The organism is Arthrobacter sp. StoSoilB22, from assembly GCF_019977315.1.
Classification (GTDB): domain Bacteria; phylum Actinomycetota; class Actinomycetes; order Actinomycetales; family Micrococcaceae; genus Arthrobacter.
Genome location: NZ_AP024652.1, coordinates 3,810,322 through 3,829,293 on the forward strand (window position 1 = coordinate 3,810,322; position 18,972 = coordinate 3,829,293).

Annotated in this window: 14 protein-coding genes and 1 pseudogene; 8 read left to right on the plus strand and 7 right to left on the minus strand. The window is 61.3% G+C overall.

From position 1 onward, the window contains the following. The 7 genes from LDN70_RS17660 to LDN70_RS17690 all read right to left on the minus strand — a co-directional run bounded on the left by LDN70_RS17660 (window position 1) and on the right by LDN70_RS17690 (window position 9,388). A complete protein-coding gene (locus LDN70_RS17660; protein ID WP_223940956.1) occupies window positions 1-1,104 on the minus strand; it encodes a Gfo/Idh/MocA family protein in 1,104 nt (367 codons plus the stop codon). Window positions 1,105-1,141: 37 nt separating this feature from the next. After that, window positions 1,142-2,041, minus strand: a complete 900-nt coding sequence (locus tag LDN70_RS17665) for a carbohydrate ABC transporter permease (protein ID WP_011776118.1) — start codon at window positions 2,039-2,041, stop codon at window positions 1,142-1,144. Then, on the minus strand, window positions 2,038-2,979 hold the full coding sequence (locus LDN70_RS17670; RefSeq protein WP_011776119.1) for a carbohydrate ABC transporter permease: 942 nt from the start codon (window positions 2,977-2,979) through the stop codon (window positions 2,038-2,040). The genes LDN70_RS17665 and LDN70_RS17670 overlap by 4 nt, the downstream gene beginning before the upstream one ends. 2 nt (window positions 2,980-2,981) lie before the next feature. Next, on the minus strand, window positions 2,982-4,295 hold the full coding sequence (locus tag LDN70_RS17675; RefSeq protein WP_223940957.1) for an ABC transporter substrate-binding protein: 1,314 nt from the start codon (window positions 4,293-4,295) through the stop codon (window positions 2,982-2,984). 200 nt (window positions 4,296-4,495) lie between these two features. Next, on the minus strand, window positions 4,496-5,491 hold the full coding sequence (locus tag LDN70_RS17680; protein ID WP_223940958.1) for a LacI family DNA-binding transcriptional regulator: 996 nt from the start codon (window positions 5,489-5,491) through the stop codon (window positions 4,496-4,498). A 217-nt stretch (window positions 5,492-5,708) separates the two neighbouring features. Continuing rightward, window positions 5,709-7,364 carry a UvrD-helicase domain-containing protein gene (locus LDN70_RS17685; protein ID WP_223942681.1) on the minus strand — a complete coding sequence of 552 codons (1,656 nt, stop codon included), beginning with the start codon at window positions 7,362-7,364 and terminating at the stop codon, window positions 5,709-5,711. Next, a complete protein-coding gene (locus LDN70_RS17690) occupies window positions 7,364-9,388 on the minus strand; it encodes an ATP-dependent nuclease (RefSeq protein WP_223940959.1) in 2,025 nt (674 codons plus the stop codon). The genes LDN70_RS17685 and LDN70_RS17690 overlap by 1 nt, the downstream gene beginning before the upstream one ends. A gap of 671 nt (window positions 9,389-10,059) precedes the next feature. Here LDN70_RS17690 and LDN70_RS17695 point away from each other — a divergent pair. The 8 genes and pseudogenes from LDN70_RS17695 to LDN70_RS17730 all read left to right on the plus strand — a co-directional run bounded on the left by LDN70_RS17695 (window position 10,060) and on the right by LDN70_RS17730 (window position 18,969). After that, entirely contained in the window at window positions 10,060-10,863 is an 804-nt protein-coding gene (locus LDN70_RS17695) for a hydroxypyruvate isomerase family protein (protein ID WP_089596273.1), read from the plus strand. Window positions 10,864-10,941: 78 nt separating this feature from the next. Then, window positions 10,942-11,826 (plus strand): annotated as a pseudogene (locus LDN70_RS17700) (2-hydroxy-3-oxopropionate reductase); the annotation flags it as partial. Window positions 11,827-11,956: 130 nt separating this feature from the next. Beyond that, on the plus strand, window positions 11,957-13,744 hold the full coding sequence (gcl, locus tag LDN70_RS17705) for a glyoxylate carboligase (RefSeq protein ID WP_223940960.1): 1,788 nt from the start codon (window positions 11,957-11,959) through the stop codon (window positions 13,742-13,744). Window positions 13,745-13,781: 37 nt separating this feature from the next. Further along, window positions 13,782-14,948, plus strand: a complete 1,167-nt coding sequence (locus tag LDN70_RS17710) for a glycerate kinase (RefSeq protein WP_223940961.1) — start codon at window positions 13,782-13,784, stop codon at window positions 14,946-14,948. After that, window positions 14,941-16,290 carry an allantoinase AllB gene (gene allB, locus LDN70_RS17715; protein ID WP_223940962.1) on the plus strand — a complete coding sequence of 450 codons (1,350 nt, stop codon included), beginning with the start codon at window positions 14,941-14,943 and terminating at the stop codon, window positions 16,288-16,290. The genes LDN70_RS17710 and allB overlap by 8 nt, the downstream gene beginning before the upstream one ends. 10 nt (window positions 16,291-16,300) lie before the next feature. Further along, a complete protein-coding gene (locus LDN70_RS17720) occupies window positions 16,301-17,155 on the plus strand; it encodes a winged helix-turn-helix domain-containing protein (protein WP_223940963.1) in 855 nt (284 codons plus the stop codon). Between the two features lie 81 nt (window positions 17,156-17,236). After that, on the plus strand, window positions 17,237-17,704 hold the full coding sequence (gene bcp / locus LDN70_RS17725) for a thioredoxin-dependent thiol peroxidase (protein WP_223940964.1): 468 nt from the start codon (window positions 17,237-17,239) through the stop codon (window positions 17,702-17,704). Between the two features lie 146 nt (window positions 17,705-17,850). Further along, window positions 17,851-18,969, plus strand: a complete 1,119-nt coding sequence (locus tag LDN70_RS17730) for a PP2C family protein-serine/threonine phosphatase (RefSeq protein ID WP_223940965.1) — start codon at window positions 17,851-17,853, stop codon at window positions 18,967-18,969. The last annotated feature ends 3 nt before the right edge of the window (window positions 18,970-18,972 follow it).

Consider the following 18,972-nt stretch of genomic DNA (forward strand, 5'->3'; position numbering starts at 1 on the left):
TCAGAGCACCACTTCACGTTGTTCGAGGGCGGATTTGTAGCAGGCATCGAGCACCAGGGCCCGGCTGAGGGCCAGTGAACCATCATGGCTTCCCCATACAGTTTCGCCGCCGCGCACGGCAGCAATGAAATCGTCGACGACGGCCTGGTGGGCTCGCCCGGGTTCGGCCACCACCTCAAAGTCGGCGTTCTCGCCGTCCTTCTCCGTGAAGACGTGAACGTCCGCCACCGGGTTCTCGGAGGCGCCCACAGAGCGCAAGTCCGCTCCGCCGTCGGTCCCGTAAACGGTGAAGTCCATCAGGTCCCGCTCGTCGCGGTACGTGGCCCAGCCCGCTTCCAGTATCAGGGTCCCGCCGCCTTCCAGCCGGAGGAACGCGGAGGCGAAGTCTTCCACTTCAAACTTGTGGCTGGAGTTCGACGCCGTGTACCGGGCGTTGCCGCCGAGGCCGCGCGGGCCGAGTTCGGAATGGGTGGACGCCGAGACGGCCAGAACCTTGGGCTCGCCCAGGAGGTGCAGCGAGTAGTCCAGGACGTGCACGCCGATGTCAGCCAGCGGACCGCCGCCGGCGAGTTTCGGGTTGGTGAACCAGCTGCCCAGCATCGGAATGCCTTGGCGCCGGAGCCACGATGCCTTGGCGTAGTACGGGCGACCGAGCGTGCCGGCATCGATCACTTCCTTGAGCGCCTGGATGTCGCCGCGGCGGCGGTGGTTGAACGCGACGTCCAGCACGCGGCCTGCCTTACGGGCGGCGTCCACCATCTGCTGACCCTCGACGGCGTTACGCGCCAAAGGCTTTTCGCTCAGCACATGCAGTCCGCGCCCGAGCGAGGCAATGGCGATGGGCGCGTGCAGGAACGTCGGCACGGCGACGCTGACGGCGTCGAGGCCTTCGAGCTCGATCATGTCTTCCCAGCGGGCGAACGCGTGGGGGATGCTGTATTCCTCCTTCAGCTGGGCAAGAAGATCAGCTTCCATGCCGGCGACGGCGACAATTTCGACGCCGTCGATATTGCTGTACGCCTTGAGGTGCTGCTGGCCGGCCCAACCGATGCCCACAACTCCCACCTTGAGGGTTGCGGACGGGGCCTGCTGCTGAATGCTCACGTTGTTCCTGTTCTTTCTGTGGTTACTAGGTTTGGGGTTAGCCCTTGACCGCGCCGGCCGTCATGCCGGAAACGATCCGCTTCTGGCACACGAGCACCAGGATCACGAGTGGGACAGTGATGATCACCGACGCTGCGCTGATGGTGCCGAGGGGTTGGTCGAACTCGCTGGTGCCGCTGAAGAAGGCAATCGCCACCGGGACGGGACGGGCTTCCGGCGATGTGGTCAGCGTGACGGCCAGGAGGAATTCATTCCAAACCGAGATGAACACCAGGATCGCCGTGGTCGCCAAGCCGGGGACCGCCAGCGGCAGGATCACCTTGCGGAAGGCGACGAACGGTGTGGCGCCATCCATGTACGCGGATTCCTCCAGCTCACGCGGGATCTCCTTGAAGAAGGACGTCAGCGTGTAGATCGCCAGCGGCAACGCGAACGTCAGCTTCGGGATGATGAGGCCGAGCAGAGTGTCGTACAGCCCGATCTCGCGCCAGATGGAGAACATCGGGGCCGCGATGGCGATGGCCGGGAACGTGGTGACCGAGAGGATCAGCGTCAGGATCATCGCCTTGCGGCGCATCTTCAGCCTCGCCAGCGCATAGGCGGCGAAGGACGCGAACACCAGCGCCACCGTTGTAGTCACGACGGCGATAATCACCGAGTTGCGCAAGGCCAGGAGGAACTCGGGGTTCTGGAAGACCACCAGATAGTTCTCGAGGGTCGGCTGGCTCGGGAAGAGCTCGCCTTGGGACAGGCTCGCACCCTTCTTAAGGGAGGTGTTGACGAGCCAGTAGAACGGGATGAGCGAGAAAGCCATGACGGCCACCACGAACACCCACACCAGGGGATGCAGTTTCGATTCCCCACGCAAGCGACGCTTCGGCGCCTTGCGCCCGGTGGTGAGTTCCGCCGTCGGGCGTTCTGCAATCAGCGTGCTCATTGTTCCTCCTTCGCGACGTCGCGGATGTTGCCGCCGGCGAAGCGGACGTAGATGACCGAGACCACCATGACGGTAAGGAAGGTCAGGATGGACAGCGCCGAGCCTTCGCCCACCAGCCGGTTTTCGCGCAGTTGGGTGTAGGCGAGCATGGACATGGATTCGGTGCCGTTGGCGCCGCGGGTGAGCACGAACGGCAGGTCGAAGACGCGGAGGGCATCCATGGTGCGGAAGATCGCGGCGAGGACGATCGCCGGACGCAACAGCGGCAGGGTGATGTTGACGAAGGTCTGCCATTTGCTGGCGCCGTCGAGTTCCGCGGCCTCGTACGTTTCGGCGGAGATGACCTGCAGTCCGGCCAGGATGATGAGCGCCGCGAAGGGCGTGGTCTTCCAGACGTCGGCCATGACGATCACGGCCATCGCATAGCCGTGCTCACCGAGCCAGACGACGTCGCCGCCCGGCAGCCCCAGTGCGGAGAGGACGTTGGTGACCAGGCCCATGTTGGGCTGGAACATCGTCTGCCAGGTGATGGCGCTGACCACGGTGATGATCGCGTACGGCAGCAGAACCACGGTGCGCAGGACGGCCCGGCCCTTGAACGCGAGGTTGAGCAGGAGCGCCATGGCCGTGCCGAGGACGAGTTCCAAGCTGACCGACAAACCTGCGAAGAGGAACGTCTGGCCGAACGCCGCCCACCACTCTTGGCTTGCCAGGGCGTTGATGTAGTTTTCCAGGCCGACGAAACGAGACAGGCCGGCGGTGCGGACGCTGTACTGGTTCAGCGAGAGCCAGATCGCGTAGCCGATGGGGACTGCCGCGACCAGCGCCATGATGACCAGCGACGGCGCGGTCATGCGGAAGGCGAGCTTTCGTTCGGCGCGGTCGCGGCCGCTTGTCTTCGCTGGGCCGCGGCTTGCCGGGATTGTTTTGATGGCCATGACTAGAAGCTCGCCTTGGCGGTGGTGATTTCCTCGGCCATCTTCTGCACGGCTTCCTCAGTGGTGGCGGTGCCGGAGAGGACGGCGTAGACGTTCTTGTAGATCGCCTGCGAGATCTGCGGGTAGACCGGGGAGATCGGTCGCGGCTTGGCACCCTTCACCGAGGCGAGGAGTTCGGTGGCGAACGGCATCTTCTGCAGAACGGCCGGGTCCGAGTAGGCAGCTTCGTTTACGGGTGCCTGGGAGTAGTCCATGGCCACGTGCTTCTGCCAGTCCGGGGTGGTGGCGAAGTCGATGAACGCGACAGCCCCGGCCTCGTTGGTGGAGTGGGCCGAGATCGCGAGGTTCCAGCCGCCGAGCACGCCGGAGGCCTTGCCGCCTTCCCATGCCGGCAGCGGCGCAACCGCGAAGCTGGACGCGAGCGGTGTTGCATTGAGCAGGCGGTAGACGTGCGGCCAGTTGCGCTGGTATCCGAAGTCGCCGGACTCGTAGGCGAGGCGGGCCGGGTCTTCGTTGTAGGTGAGGACGGCGCGGTCGGCTGAGCCGTTCTTGAGGCCGTCGCTCATGAAGTTGAGGACGTCGCGGGTTTCCTTGGAGTCGATTTTGACGTCGCCTTGGTCGTTGAGGACTTCACCGCCTGCGCTGTAGAGCATTTCGAGGAAGTTCACCGTGAGGCCCTCGTACTGCTTGCCCTGGTAGACGTAGCCGTTGCCGGGAGCCTTGGCGGCTTCTGCGTAGAGCTGCTGCCAGGACTCGGGCTTGGCCACCTTGTCCTTCTGGTAGTAGATCAACCCGGCGTTGGTGAAGAACGGCGAGCCCCAGTACTTGTCCTGGTACTTGGTGGTTTCCACAGTGGAGGGAATGAGCCGGCCCTTGTTGGCTTCCACCAACTTTGTCTGGTCCAGCAGCCAGCCCTGCGAGGCGAACTCGGAGGTCCAGATGACGTCCGTGACAAAGAGGTCGCACTCCGTGGACTTGCCTTCGAGCCGCTGCACGATCTGCGTGCGGGCTTCATCCGTGGTGGCGCCGATCTCGGTGTACTTGGCCGTGACCTTGCCGTTCGCCTTCGTGAACGCCTCCGCTGTGCCCTTGTAGATGCCGCTCGCGTCCTTGACGCCGCAGATGTTCACGGCACCGCTGGCATTAGCGCCCGACGCCGGATCGGCAGCTGCCGCTTGCTCGGCACCTTGGGGTGCGGTTCCCCCGCCGCACGCGCTGAGGAGGAGGGTGGCTGCTATTGCGGTTGCGGCTAGGGCCTTGCCGTTTCGGGGCGTTGCTTTGTTCTGGAGCGGGAGAGCAGGTCGGTTCAAGTCCACAAGTGGCTCCTTTGGTGGCTGTGGGTGAGTGGCGTTCAGTGCGCGTTTGGGCTGTCCCGCGTGCTGAGGGTGGCTTCTTTGCCGGTGGTGCATGTGGTTCGTGGAATCGATTCCAAATATGTTCAAAAGAATCGACCTTGCGGCCGTGGAATCGATTCCAAAGTAGTGTGACAGGGACCACTGACGGCTGTCAACCCTCTTTATTTCGTGGAGTCTCGGATGACGAGTTCGTGCGGGAGGAAGGTTCTTCCCTTGCGATGCGAACCCTCGACGGTCATCCGTTCCAGGAGTTCAGCGAAGGCTACACGGCCCATTTCGTAGGCGGGTTGGCGGACTGTGGTCAGCTCCGGAACGCACATTTCCGCCTGAGCCGAGTCATCGAAGCCTGCGACGGCGATGTCTTGTGGAACTCTGAGTCCGGCATCCGTGAGTTCCCGAACGCACCCGGCAGCGACGACGTCGGTCCCGCAGAAGACGGCGTCCGGGAGGTCTTTTGATTTGAGAAGCTTCTTGGCGAGCGTACGGCCGGCGTAGAAGCCGAAGTTGCCTTCGCCGAACAGGATCTGGTCCGGCTCCAGGCCTTGCACCCTGAGCGCTTGGCGGAAGCCCTCTTCCCGGAGCCGGCCCGAGCGGGCACCCCTATGCGCGAGCATAGCCAGCTTCTTGGCTCCCGTGTCGATCAGATGTTTGGTGATGTCGTAGGCGGCTTGGCGGTCATCGATGGACACCCCGAATGCTGCCTCAGCGTCGACGATTTCACAGACCTGGACAACGCTCATTTGCTCCGCGACCGTGTTGACGTCATCGTCCGGCATCGTTGGCGAGAAGATCACCAGTCCGTCCACGGAGCCGTTCCTCAGCATGTCCACGAGCTGCTGCTCGCGATCAAGGTCACCGTCCGTGGCAGCAATGAGGCTGACGTAGCCAGAGTCCGCCGCAGCGTCTCCTACGCCGCGAAAGACTTCACTGATGACAAGGGAGTCCAAGTTCTTGGCGAGGGCGAGGACGCGCATGGTGCGGTCTCTTCGGAGATCCCTCGCCGAAGCAAGAGGACGATAGCTGAGCTCCTTGATGGCGGCGTTGACCTTCTCCTTGGCCGACGCGCTGACAGCCGAACTCCCGTTCAGAACACGCGACACCGTCCCCACGGACACACCCGCCGTCCTGGCGACGTCCTGAACTGTCGGCCGAGCCATTCGTTTGTCCTTCCGCGAGCAGTGACGTTGGTCCGTGGCGTAATGCCTCTCCCGTGTCCCAGCTAAGCGCAGCACCAGAGAGAGGTACGACCATCGCCAGCCTCTCACAGCCTGTGGACGAAATGGCGTGAGGCGCTAGATAGTACCTCCAACGCCTCGACTTTCCGGGTGGCACTTACCTGCGGCCGATGGGAGAAACTTATTTGGTTCATACGGGCTAGGCTCGCGATGCAAGGGCATACCCGATGAACTCATCTTGCTGCGTACGCCCCTCTGACCAGCGACCGCGAAATCCCGCAGGCCTTGGTCGATGATGAGCAATAGTCAACGTCAGCCGACGTTTCGCTCGAGATATTCCTACGAAGAATGTTTGCCTCTCATCTTCAAGATCGCCCCAGAACATCTGATCTTCAATAGCGAGCATGAAAACAGTATCAAACTCGAGACCCTTGCACTTATGAATCGTAAGTATTCGCACAGCGGAATCATCAGAAAAACGTCTGATTGCTGACTCAGCGTCCATTCCTCCGTCAATCATCTTCGATAACTGATCAAGCGTTTCCTTGACCTTCTGAGTGACGTACGGACCATTCTCATATGACGGTGATAAGCTCCTAAGAAATTCCAAGCCCGCCCTATCAAGAAGCTCAAAGACAACATCTCTCAAATCATCATAGCGAGCGCTGGGAGCTGATTCAGCTAACCGAACCCTTGATGCCTCGATGAATACCAACCACTCCCTTCGATCCATGAAGCTATCCTTATGCTCTTGATCTTGGATCAATGCATCCATAAGAGCGTGGAACGCAGCAGGTTCGCGTTTACCTAGCACAACCGTCAAGAAGTCAATTATCAGCCTTACTACGGGCTCGGCCGCGAGGTCCTGCAGTTCAGCCTCATCCCGGAAAGGAATCTGCCGGTGTGTAAGTTCCTTCTTGAGTTCAATGGCATAGAGATTGCTTTGCTTTGCCACGAGAACGGCAATATCATGAGGTTCCAGGCCAATTATTGAGATTGCAGCATCTACCTCATTGGCAATCCAAGATGCCTCAGCCTGAGGATCATCGAAGCTGAAGGCCTCGACTATACCTTCATCGCCGACGACTTCGCTATCCGCCAATGCCGCTGGAGGATCAATGACCTTGACAATGTCATTCTGCATTCGACGAAGGCGAGTTAACGACCGGTAGTTCTGGTACAAAGGAAGGTCTCGGGCATGAAAATCGTCCAAATATTGATCAAACACACCTCGCAATGCCCCGGCAAAATACATTATAGTCTGCTTCTTATCACCGACTGCGGTGATTATTGATTCAGTATTACGAAATATGACACTTATAAGGGCATATTGATCGCGAGTGCAATCTTGAAACTCATCGAGAAATACGTGACTATATGTTTGGCGCAGAGCATTTTGAACAACTTGACTCGAATTGACAATCTGGATAGCCAAGGGGATTATGTCGGCAAAGGTTATTGAAGATCCTTCGACTCGTTGATCACTGATCGAGTAATCAGGACCGAGAGCATCGGAACCAGTCAGTAGCGGCCTGAATTGGTCAATTATGCGCTTCGCAAAGGCATGAAATGTCACGCTCTCAAGCCGCGATCCGAGCTGCTTCCCAGACCGCGCATTGACCCGTTGTCGCAGATTTTTTGCTGCATCAACCTTAAACGAGATGGCTAGGATTCTCCGCGGATGCCGACAAGTCCCAGTTCTAAGCAGAAAATCTGCTCGCTGTGCCAATACTTCGGTCTTACCAGCTCCTGGACCAGCAGACAGCAGGACGTTCCGACCTGACTCACGTACTGCTTCCAGTGCATTCGGTTCCAGAACCAACCCAGCTACAGGAGCCCACTGTTCCACCTTCATCACTCCGGTAGTCCCCTTAGCTTGTCCATTACACCAGCAACCAGGCGCAGATAGCTCTGGGGTGCGGATGTCAATATGGCGCTGTCCTCCAATGCCGACAAAGCTTCGAGATGAGCGGCCGGCTTGCTGCCAAGTTTGAACAACCCGTGATAGCGGTGAAAGGCCTTCTGCTCCTCCGCAGAATACTGCTGATCATCACCATGAGAGCCGCCCAAGACGCTGCTTACGACATTGGTCGTCGCCCGCGCTTGACCTGCTGACAGAGCACCATATTCGTTTGGGAACGCCATAAGCATAGAGAAATCGAGGTCAAGGGGTTCAGAGAAGAAGACCCCTGCCCCTTCAAGCGAGGCGAGCAGAGCCTGCCCCTTATCGCTTTTGCGAAGATTGTCCGCGCTGTTCCATGAAGGAAATGGATCTAGAGTTGGAATACCTTGACCGGCATTTTGACCGGGATAAAGCTCCAAGTATGCCAGTGCGGTTTTTAGACGGCCCCACCCGCCTCCGTTACGGCCCAAGTCCAAGTCGAGCAGGGTTAGGTAAGGGATGCCGAGTCCATCCAGCAGCCGCCAGAAGTGATTGACGTGCTTACCGCCTAGGGGAACTACTGAAACGGATGCATCATCGACGGCGACCCCATGAGCCTGCAGTAGTCGGGGAAGAACTATCTCCTCGCTATCCCCCTCCCCCAGCACGACTAGACGCGAGAAGTACAGCTCGGGAAATGCTTGGACGGCTTCGCGAACAAACTTATAGCCTTCATCGGTGTTTTTCGGCATCACAATATGCGATATTTTTGTTGCTCTCTTCTCACTCAGGCGAAGGTAGCGGATGTCTTCCGGCGGGGTCCGTCGGAGCATCGAGGCTGAGTGAGTTGCAATTGCGCATTGGCCGTCTTCTTGACTTGAAAACTCTCGCAACACTTGAATCACGCGACCCAGATAGTGAGGCGACAAGCTATTCTCCGGTTCCTCCACTGCCAAGAATGTGAATATGGGCGGACGCAGCTTACTTAGATCAAAGTGCGGTTCTTCATCTGCGGTGATTGACTGACCGATGCCGTGCAAAGTTAGCACAAGGGAAAGGTATAGCAAGGATTTTTGACCGTCACTCAGCAAGGAGTAGTCCAGCGGTTCGGTTGAATGACCTGGACCGAATCCGATGGTTAAGTAACGAAATAGGTCTTCAAGACTGTTTCCAGCAAAGGAGACCTGAACTTCCTTATGGAAGTCGCTCTGGTGGAGAGCACTCCAATATTTCGTTAGATATTTCGTGACATCGGCAATTGGTCCGCTTCCTGAAAGTGAAGCATTAAGCTGGTCCGTCAGAGTCGAGATCTCAGCGCGTTGACTATCCCAGTCCGCTGACTTCAAAAGCTTCCCCATTAGCGCACCTGTACCAAAAGCTATGTGGTCGGCCGGGTCACGGCGTGCAGGCAAATAGTGAACTTGGATCAATGCCCGGTCGTCTCGGTGCATTCGGTATGTACTTGTAGGCATGCCGGAACTATCGTACGCGGCTACGTAGGCCAATTCCTGCTCTACCTCACCATCATCGGCAATGGTGGCACTGAGACGGATACGCATATAAGCAGTTCCCTCAGGTTCATCCAAGAGGATATGGCGAAAGTTTGGAGGTACAGCACCATCGTAGGTACCTTCCCCGCCGAGCTGAGGAAAAGCGAACTCAGCCTCAATCCAGAGGGAAGTAGCACGGGACCGCAAGCCCTGCTCGGACACCGTGACGTGGAAGTCGTCGGCACGCACACGCCGCAGGGACGATTCGACACCGAACATTCGAGCGAGGGCCTGAAGGAGCGCAGTCTTTCCGGACCCATTTGGTCCCAGTAAATATGTAAGATTCGCAAATTCTAGCACTTCAGCTGACGCGCCAAATGACTGAAAGTTGCACAGCTGCAAACTGACGAGCTTCATTGCATTACCCTTGCCCTTTTGGTCGTGGCTATATCGTGTAAAAATCAACGGAATTTCATAGTAACGAACCAGAGGGAGTTTTTCGGCCAACTCAGGGGCATCCGTGCAGCGCGTCTGCCATACATCATTTCGGCGGACCGTCGCATAACCAACGCTTGGAAGAGGACTTAGCAACGTAACTTGGCCTCGTTCAATCCACCAACTCCTAGCCATAATAGACGAGCTACTCGTTTGCGCTGCGCTCCACATTCGCTCCGACGGCCACCTTGAAGGAAGATAGTTCCCGTTGCTCTCCCTTGACTGGGCGGCGGCACTCGGGCAAAAGGGGAGAAAAAGCTATCCATGGGCCGACCAATGGGCCGAATTTTGCTGGGGTAGCCCGCCTAAGGCTGCGGGTGTACGTAGGTATGTCCACGAAACGGATACGCCGACGTATGGAGGCATCCCCATCCCAAGCGCATCGTCGGCCGAAGTGGCAGGCTTTTGCCGACGATTATTTGCTTCCGCCCTTCTAGCCCTAGCAGCAGCGCTCGACCTCCCGCTCCTCGTCGCCAGGTCGGGGTCAACAAGGAACCTGAGCGCACGTCGGTTTCCCAAACCCCCACCTCCCCACCCGCCCCCTTGACTCACACCCCCACCTTCCCTAAACTTTTCATAAAGCAGAATCTAAATTCCACAAAGCGGAAACTGAAGCCAAATACCAAGGCAGCAGCCAAGCAACCCGGAAGATAGATCCAAGCCCCTCCTCGGAAGGACCTACGATGACGTACACAGTGAACTGCTCCATCCTCCTGACGGAGCTGCCCTTGCTCGAGCGCCCCGCCGCCGCGAAGGCAGCCGGTTTTGACGCCGTCGAGTTCTGGTGGCCCTTCGAAACCTCCGTCCCCACCGACGCACAAGTAACCGAGTTTGAAACAGCCATCAAGGACGCCGGCGTTCAGCTCACGGGTTTGAACTTCAACGCTGGCAACATGCCCGGCGGCGACCGCGGCCTGGTGTCCTGGAAGGGACGTTGCTCCGAGTTCAAGGACAACATCGACGTCGTAGCCGGCATCGGTGAGCGCCTTGGCTGCAAGGCCTTCAACGCCCTCTACGGCAACCGCCAGGACGAGTTCACCCCTGAAGAGCAGGACGAACTCGCAGCAAAGAACCTCGCCGCAGCAGCGGAAGGCGTCGCCCGCATCGGCGGCACCGTCCTCCTCGAACCCGTGAGCGGCGCACCCAAGTACCCGCTCCTCACGGCTGAAGACGCACTCAAAGTCATCGCCCGCGTCAAGGCAGAATCCGGCGCACAGAACATCAAGCTCCTCGCCGACTTCTACCACTTGGCAGTCAACGGCGACGACGTCGAATCCGTCATCGAGAACCACGCCAAGGACTTCGGCCACATCCAGATCGCCGACAACCCCGGCCGCGGCGCCCCCGGAACCGGCACCCTCCCCCTCGGCGAATGGATCGCCCGCAGCCGCGAACTCGGCTACGACGGCTACATCGGCCTCGAGTACAAGGAACCGCAGGAATCAGCCTTCAGCTGGGCCATCCGCCAGCGCGCCAACGCCAACTAACGCACGACGGCGGCACCCGCCACAGCGGCTGACTCACCAAACAGCACACCTGAGCTAAAAAAGACTTTCAGAAAGAGAACCACAATGAGCAACGTTGCAGTCATCGGACTCGGAATCATGGGCCTCCCCATGGCCATCAACCTCGTCAAGGCAGGCCACACGGTCACCGGATTCAACCGCAGCCAGGACAAGATCGACAAGCTCGTCTCCGAAGGCGGCCAGGGTGCCACCAGCATCGCGGACGCAGTCAAGGACGCCGACGTCGTCATCACCATGGTCCCGGACTCCCCCGATGTTGAGGGTGTTGTCAGCGGCAAGGACGGCGTCTTCGCCAACGCGAAGAAGGGCACCCTCTGGATCGACGCATCCAGCATCCGCCCCGATGTCGCCAAGCGCCTCTCCGAAGATGCAGTAGCAGCCGGCATCCGCCCGCTCGACGCTCCCGTATCCGGCGGCGAACAGGGCGCAATCGACGCCGTCCTGTCCATCATGGTCGGCGGCGAAGCGGCAGACTTCGAGGCAGCACAGGATGTCCTCAACGCAGTGGGCAAGACCATCGTCCACGTCGGCCCGTCCGGCTCAGGCCAGACCGTCAAGGCAGCCAACCAGCTGATCGTGGCCGTCAACATCCAGGTCCTCGGCGAGGCCATCGCCTTCCTTGAGGCCTACGGCGTAGACACCGACGCAGCACTGAAGGTCCTCGGCGGCGGCTTGGCCGGTTCCAAGGTCCTCGACCAGAAGGGTCAGAAGATGCTCGACCGCAACTTCGACCCCGGCTTCCGCCTGGCCCTCCACCACAAGGACCTCGGCATCGTCACCTCCGCAGCCCGCGAAGCCAACGTCGCTGTCCCGCTCGGCGCAGTCGTCGCCCAGCTCGTCGCCGCAACCGTCAACCAGGGCGACGGCGGCCTCGACCACTCGGGCCTCTTCAAGCAGGTCCTCCAGCTCAGCGGCCGGAAGTAAGCACCCGCCCAAAGGCACCTAGCAACAAAAGCAGGGAACCCGCCGTCGTACTTAAACGACGGCGGCTCCCTCACCACACCCAAAAACACCACAGACTTCGCCCGTAAGGGCAAAAAACAAGGAGTACACCATGGCAAAGATGCGCACCGTTGATGCGGCCGTAGCCATCCTGGAAAAGGAAGGCGCAACCGAAGCTTTCGGTCTGCCCGGCGCAGCGATCAACCCTTTCTACTCAGCAATGCGTGCCCACGGCGGCATCCGCCACACGCTGGCCCGCCACGTTGAAGGCGCCAGCCACATGGCCGACGGCTACAGCCGCGCAGCTGATGGCAACATCGGCATCTGCATCGGCACGTCGGGCCCCGCTGGCACGGACATGATCACCGGGCTGTACGCAGCCCAGGCTGATTCCATCCCCATGCTCTGCATCACCGGCCAGGCACCCGTTGCCAAGCTGCACAAGGAAGACTTCCAGGCTGTGGACATCGAGTCCATCGCCAAGCCGTTGACCAAGTTCGCCATGACCATCCTGGAGCCGGGTCAGGTTCCCGGTGCGTTCCAGAAGGCGTTCCAGCTGATGCGTTCGGGTCGTCCGGGCCCGGTCCTGCTGGACCTGCCCATCGACGTTCAGATGGCCGAGATCGAGTTCGACATCGATGCCTACGAGCCCCTGCCCATCGAGAAGCCTAAGGCTTCCCGCAAGCAGCTCGAAAAGGCTTTGGACCTGCTGACCGCGGCAAAGCACCCGCTGATCGTTGCCGGTGGCGGCATCATCAACGCCGGCGCTTCGGCACAGCTGGTTGAGCTGGCCGAGATCCTGAACGTTCCCGTGATCCCCACCCTGATGGGCTGGGGCGCCATCCCGGACGACCACCAGCTGATGGCCGGCATGGTTGGCCTGCAGACCTCGCACCGCTACGGCAACGAGACGTTCCTGCAGAGCGACTTCGTGATCGGCATCGGCAACCGTTGGGCCAACCGCCACACCGGCGGCCTGGACACCTACACGGCCGGCCGTAAGTTCGTGCACATCGACATTGAGCCGACGCAGATCGGTCGCGTGTTCTCCCCGGACTTGGGCATTGCGTCCGACGCCGGTGCGGCGCTGGACGGTCTGTTGGAGCTGGCTCGCGAACGCCAGGCTGCAAAGACCCTGCCGGACTACTCGGGTTGGGTTGCCGAGTGCCAGGAGCGCAAGGGCTCCCTGCACCGCAAGACCAACTTCGACAACGTGCCCATCAAGCCGCAGCGCGTGTACCAGGAGATGAACAAGGCCTTCGGCCGCGACACCACCTACGTGTCCACCATTGGCCTGTCACAGATCGCTGGCGCACAGATGCTGCACGTGTTCGGTGCCCGCAAGTGGATCAACGCCGGCCAGGCCGGCCCGCTGGGCTGGACCGCTCCCGCTGCTCTGGGCGTTGTTCGTGGAACCCCGGACGCCACCGTTGTTGCCCTGTCCGGTGACTACGACTTCCAGTTCATGATCGAGGAACTGGCCGTGGGCGCACAGTTCAACCTGCCGTACATCCACGTTGTGGTGAACAACAGCTACCTGGGCCTGATCCGTCAGAGCCAGCGCGGCTTCAACATGGAACAGAACGTTTCCCTGGCCTTCGAGAACATCAACTCGACTGGGCTCTCTGCGAACGCAGCGGGCTACGGCGTGGACCACATCAAGGTTGCCGAGGGCTTGGGCGTCAAGGCCATCCGCGTTGAGGACCCCAACGACCTGCCTGCCGCTTTCGACAAGGCCAAGGCACTGATGGGCGAGTTCAAGGTTCCCGTGGTTGTTGAAGTGATCCTGGAAAAGATCACCAACATCTCCATGGGCGTTGAGATCAACGGCGTGAACGAGTTCGAAGAGTTGGCAGAGACCGCGGCGGACGCACCCACCGCGATCCTGACCAGAGCGTAAGCGTCTGCCGGCACAACAACAGTAAGGAGGCACCGGAATGCGTGTTGTCATCGCCCCGGACAAATTCAAGGGCTCGCTGTCCGCGCCCGACGTCGCCAAGCACCTGGCAACAGGGCTGCTGGCGGGGTTCGGCCACGGCATAGAAGCAACACGCATTCCGGTGGCCGACGGCGGCGAAGGAACCATCGACGCCGCCATCGGCTCCGGCTTCACCCGCCGGACCACCACCGTCACCGGCCCGCTCGGCGAGCCAGTGAAGGCCGACTTCGCGGTGCGGGACCAGGAAGCTGTCATCGAAATGGCGGCGGCTTCCCGTCTCGCCCTCCTCCCGGACGGCCCCACGAGCGAAACCGCAAAGACCGCAACCAGCATCGGCACGGGCGAACTCATCCGCGCCGCGCTGGACCTCGGCTGCCGCAAGATCATCCTGGGTGTCGGCGGAAGCGCCAACACCGATGCCGGCGCAGGAGTCCTGCAGGGCCTCGGCGCCGTCTTCCTGGACGAGAACGGCAACGAGCTCCCCGGCGGTGGTGCCGCCTTGGCACAGCTGAACAGCATCGACTTCTCCAACTTCGACGTCCGCGTTGAGGCAACGGAGTTCGTGTTGGCGTCCGACGTCGACAATCCCCTTTTGGGGGCCAGCGGAGCCCCAGCCATCTTCGGTCCGCAGAAGGGCGCGACGCCGGACGACGTCACCTCGCTCGATGCGGCGCTGAGCCACTTCGTGGACGTCCTCTCCGCCACAACCGGCCAGCATGCCAAATTTGCTGCCAAGGCAGAAGGCGCTGGAGCAGCAGGCGGCGTTGGCTACATTGCCATCGCGGCGCTGAAGGCAGAGCGGCGGCCGGGCATCGACGTCGTGCTTGAATTCACTGAACTCGAGCAGCGGCTCAAGGGCGCCGATCTGGTGATCACCGGAGAAGGCAGCCTGGACGAGCAAAGCCTGCTCGGCAAGACCCCCATGGGTGTCTCCCGCGCGGCACAGAGGAACGGGGTTCCCGTGATCGCAGTGTGCGGGCGGAGTACCCTGAGCCGGGAACAACTCACGGATGCCGGCTTCCACACGGTCCATGCACTGACCGATCTGGAAAAAGATGTCCAAAAATGTATCGCTGAAGCAGGTCCGTTGCTTGAACAATTAGGTAAGCACATAGGCGTGTACCTGGCGGAACGGACCGAAAACAAGGAGTACCTCAATGTCTGAAGCAATCGGCGCCTATGACCTCGTTATCCGGGGCCAGCGCATCTTGACCACCGCCGGTATCGCAGCCCGCGAAGTCGGCATCCGCGATGGCATCATCGTCGCCATCGAACCCTTGGGCAACGGCCTGACGGGCAACGAGGTCATCGAACTCGCAGACGACGAAACCCTCATCCCAGGCCTGGTGGACACCCACGTCCACGTCAACGAGCCCGGCCGCACCGAGTGGGAAGGCTTCGCCTCCGCCACCCGTGCCGCAGCTGCCGGTGGCGTGACCACCATCATCGACATGCCGCTGAACAGCATCCCGCCCACCACCACCGTGGACGGCCTGGAGCAAAAGCGCGTGGTCGCCAAGGACCAGGCTTTCGTGGACGTCGGATTCTGGGGCGGTGCCATCCCGGGCAACAAGGCCGACCTCCGCCCGCTGCACGACGAAGGCGTTTTCGGCTTCAAGTGCTTCCTCCTGCACTCCGGCGTGGACGAGTTCCCGCACCTGGACGCAGATGAGATGGAAGAGGACATGGCTGAGCTCAAGTCCTTCGACTCCCTCATGATCGTGCACGCCGAGGACTCCCACGCTATTGACCGCGCCCCGCACCCCGGCGGCGACCACTACGAAACCTTCCTGGCTTCCCGCCCCCGCGGCGCCGAGAACAAGGCCATCGCCGAGGTCATCGAACGCGCACGCTGGACCGGCGCCCGCGCCCACATCCTGCACCTCTCCTCCTCCGACGCGCTGCCGATGATCGCTTCGGCAAAGCGCGACGGCGTCAACCTCACCGTTGAGACGTGCCCGCACTACCTGACCCTCATGGCCGAAGAAATCCCCGACGGCGCCACGGCGTACAAGTGCTGCCCGCCCATCCGTGAGGCCTCCAACCGCGAGCTCCTCTGGAAGGGCCTGCAGGACGGCACCATCGACTGCATCGTCTCGGACCACTCCCCCTCAACACTGGACCTGAAGGACCTGGAAAATGGCGACTTCGCCGTGGCATGGGGCGGCGTTTCCTCGCTGCAGCTGGGCCTGTCCCTCATCTGGACAGAAGCCCGCCACCGCGGCATCCCGCTGGAACAAGTTGTCTCCTGGATGGCTGAGAAGCCCGCCGCGTTGGCCCGCCTGCACAACAAGGGCCAGCTCGCCCTGGGCTACGACGCCGACTTCTCCGTCTTCGCCCCGGACGAAGCCTTCGTTGTGGACGTCAGCAAGCTCAAGCACAAGAACCCGATCACCCCGTACGACGGCCGTCCCCTGGCCGGCGTCGTCCGCAAGACCTACCTGCGCGGCTCCGTGATCGACGGCCAGAACCCCGGCGGCAAGCTGCTCCGCCGCGGCAACGTTTAGGTCAACCGTCATGGCAGTCAATGCCTACGGGCCCCCGCCGTCGCGAGGACCCGCCGCACGCGGCGTCTCCGCGCGGCGCTCCGGCCTGAATCCTCGGAACCTCAACGATCGGAACGGCCTGACAGCGCACGGGCTGGCCCTCTGGGTCAACCCCGCCGAGGGCGACGAAATCGATCCTGAAGTCTGGGAGCGGGCAGCACGCCTTGTGCTGGCCCGTGCCATGAAACTTGCCCCGGAGGCGGAAGTCCGCATCTGGCCCGCCACCGGGGCAGAGCACTCCGGCGTCGGCGACACTTCCTGGGGCGGCACTCCGCAGGAAGCCGCCGACGCCGGTACCAACGATTCGCTGTCACTCGCCGATGCCCTCGCGGACGCCCGTTCGGACGCCCGCGCTGCCGGAAATTCACCCTCCAACGGACAATTCACCAGCGCACGCGAGGGTGATTTGTCCGGCGGAGGGGGACGCACCGAAACCGGTAGAGGGGGACGCACCGAAACGGGCGGCAGCACCGCCGTCGAGCCCGTAACGTTGGCGAGCCGCCGCAGCCAACTTGCGGTGGACCTCGCCGCTGAAGTAGTGCTGCTGGACGGCGAGCCGGTTGCCTTTACTGGCATGGAATACAAGCTGCTCCGGTACCTGGTGGTGAACTGCTCGCGCGCCATTTCACGTGAAGAATTGCAACGCTTCCTGGAGTCATTTGACCTCCCCGGCGCGGCATTTCGCTCGATCGACGTTTATGTTGGAAGGGTGCGGCGGAAGCTAGGCTCCGCCCGACACACCGTCGCCACCGTCCGTGGCGGCGGCTACCAGTTCGTGCCAGGGCCCTATGCCACAGTGCGCGGACCTGCGGAATACAGCATCTAAGTTCGCTGTTCTGTCTACTAGACAAACCGTTTTATGAATGACCAATGCCGGCTGTTTGCCGGTGAAACGTAAAGGATCGCCATGACCCAGAAACTCCTCGTCGGAACGCAAGCACCTGATTTCGCGCTTCTCGACGCCGACGGCACCAAGGTCTCGCTGTCCGACTACCGCGGACGCAACGTCATTGTGTACTTCTACCCGAAGGCCGCCACCCCCGGCTGCACCACCGAGGCATGCGACTTCCGCGACAACCTGGCCAGCCTGCAGGGCAAGGGCTACGAGGTTATCGGGATCTCCCCGGACGCCCCGGAAGCACTGTCCAAGTTCACGGGTGACTTTGCGCTGACCTTCCCGCTGCTCTCCGACGAAGACCACAAGGTTGCCCTGGCATATGGCGCCTGGGGCGAGAAGCTGGTTGACGGCGAAATCCACGAAGGCCTGGTCCGCTCCACCGTCGTGGTGGACAGCGAAGGCACTGTGAAGCTCACCCAGTACCAGGTCGCAGCCCAGGGCCACGTCCAGGCGCTCAAGGAAGAGCTGGGCGTCTAACCCTCTCTCACATCCCGCGTGCTTGAGCGAATCGCTCTCTCATATAACCGCACAAAACGTGTAACGCCCGCCCACTTTTGTGAGCGGGCGTTTCATGTGTCGTGACTAAACGTGACAAATACCCAGCAGCATTAGTTAATGGAGCCATGGTCTCTCCCACGCCCGTGCGCCACGCTGTCGTTGTCGAAGACGACGCTGACATTCGCGGACTTCTTGTTCTCGTCCTGGAGCAGCTCGACTTCGTGGTGACAGAGGCACCTGACGGTCTCTCCGGCGTCGAGGCTGTCCGCAGAACCAACGCCGAATTGGTGACGCTGGACATCAACCTTCCGGACATCGATGGCATGGAAGTCTGCCGCCGACTCCGCGAATTCTCGGACGCATACATCCTGATGCTCACGGCCCGAGCCGATGAGATTGACCGGCTCAACGGCCTGGACACCGGTGCGGACGACTACATCAACAAGCCGTTCAGCCCCAAGGAACTCCAGGCCCGCATCCGCGCGCTGTTCCGCAGGGCGCGCACGCCTTCCGCTCCCACCGAGGACACCGGCCAGAGCGACGAACTCGCCCGCGCAGCAGTAGTGCAGCAGAGCCTCCTGCCGCGCGAAACGGTCCGCCTCAACGGTTACGACGTCGCTGGAGCCTTCCGTCCTTCGCGCAGCGTGGGTGGGGACTTCTACGACTGGTACCAGACCCGGGACGGCATGCATCTGACGTTCGCCGATGCCATGGGCAAAGGAATGGGAGCCGCCCTCATCGCAGCAACGGTCCGTGCAGTGATGCGCTCGGTAACTGACACCCCGGCCATTGACGCCGCGTTTGGCTCAGCCAGCGCCACCATCACCTCTGACTTGGACCATTCGGGGTCCTTCGTCACCATGTTCCACGCGCGGCTGGACAGCGCCAGCGGAAAACTCAGCTACATCGACGCCGGTCACGGGCTCGCGCTGCACGTTCCTGCTGAGGGGGCGGCTCGCCGCTTGGTTTCTGCGGGTCCGCCGGTGGGGATCCTGGACGACCAACTGTGGCCGGCTTCGGAGCTGCAACTGGAGCCGGGCGATTCCTTGGTGATCGTCAGCGACGGCGTGTTGGACGCGCACGATTCCCTGGAGGAGTTCCAACGGAACGTGGAGAAAGTGGCGCGCACCGGGCCTACGTCGGACGACGTGTGCGCCGCCCTGCTGGAGTTGGCACCGGCGTCAACCGCTGAAGATGACGTAACCGCCGTCGTCGTACGCCGAAAACCACACGCAGAACTGTAGATA

Bases quoted from the DNA above. Each gene is read 5' to 3' on its own strand.
- LDN70_RS17730 (WP_223940965.1), top strand. From the start codon at position 17,851: ATGGTCTCTCCCACGCCCGTGCGCCACGCTGTCGTTGTCGAAGACGAC.
- LDN70_RS17685 (WP_223942681.1), bottom strand. From the start codon at position 7,364: ATGAAGGTGGAACAGTGGGCTCCTGTAGCTGGGTTGGTTCTGGAACCG.
- LDN70_RS17665 (WP_011776118.1), bottom strand. From the start codon at position 2,041: ATGAGCACGCTGATTGCAGAACGCCCGACGGCGGAACTCACCACCGGG.
- LDN70_RS17720 (WP_223940963.1), top strand. From the start codon at position 16,301: ATGGCAGTCAATGCCTACGGGCCCCCGCCGTCGCGAGGACCCGCCGCA.
- bcp (WP_223940964.1), top strand. From the start codon at position 17,237: ATGACCCAGAAACTCCTCGTCGGAACGCAAGCACCTGATTTCGCGCTT.
- LDN70_RS17695 (WP_089596273.1), top strand. From the start codon at position 10,060: ATGACGTACACAGTGAACTGCTCCATCCTCCTGACGGAGCTGCCCTTG.
- LDN70_RS17670 (WP_011776119.1), bottom strand. From the start codon at position 2,979: ATGGCCATCAAAACAATCCCGGCAAGCCGCGGCCCAGCGAAGACAAGC.
- LDN70_RS17710 (WP_223940961.1), top strand. From the start codon at position 13,782: ATGCGTGTTGTCATCGCCCCGGACAAATTCAAGGGCTCGCTGTCCGCG.
- LDN70_RS17680 (WP_223940958.1), bottom strand. From the start codon at position 5,491: ATGGCTCGGCCGACAGTTCAGGACGTCGCCAGGACGGCGGGTGTGTCC.
- allB (WP_223940962.1), top strand. From the start codon at position 14,941: ATGTCTGAAGCAATCGGCGCCTATGACCTCGTTATCCGGGGCCAGCGC.
- gcl (WP_223940960.1), top strand. From the start codon at position 11,957: ATGGCAAAGATGCGCACCGTTGATGCGGCCGTAGCCATCCTGGAAAAG.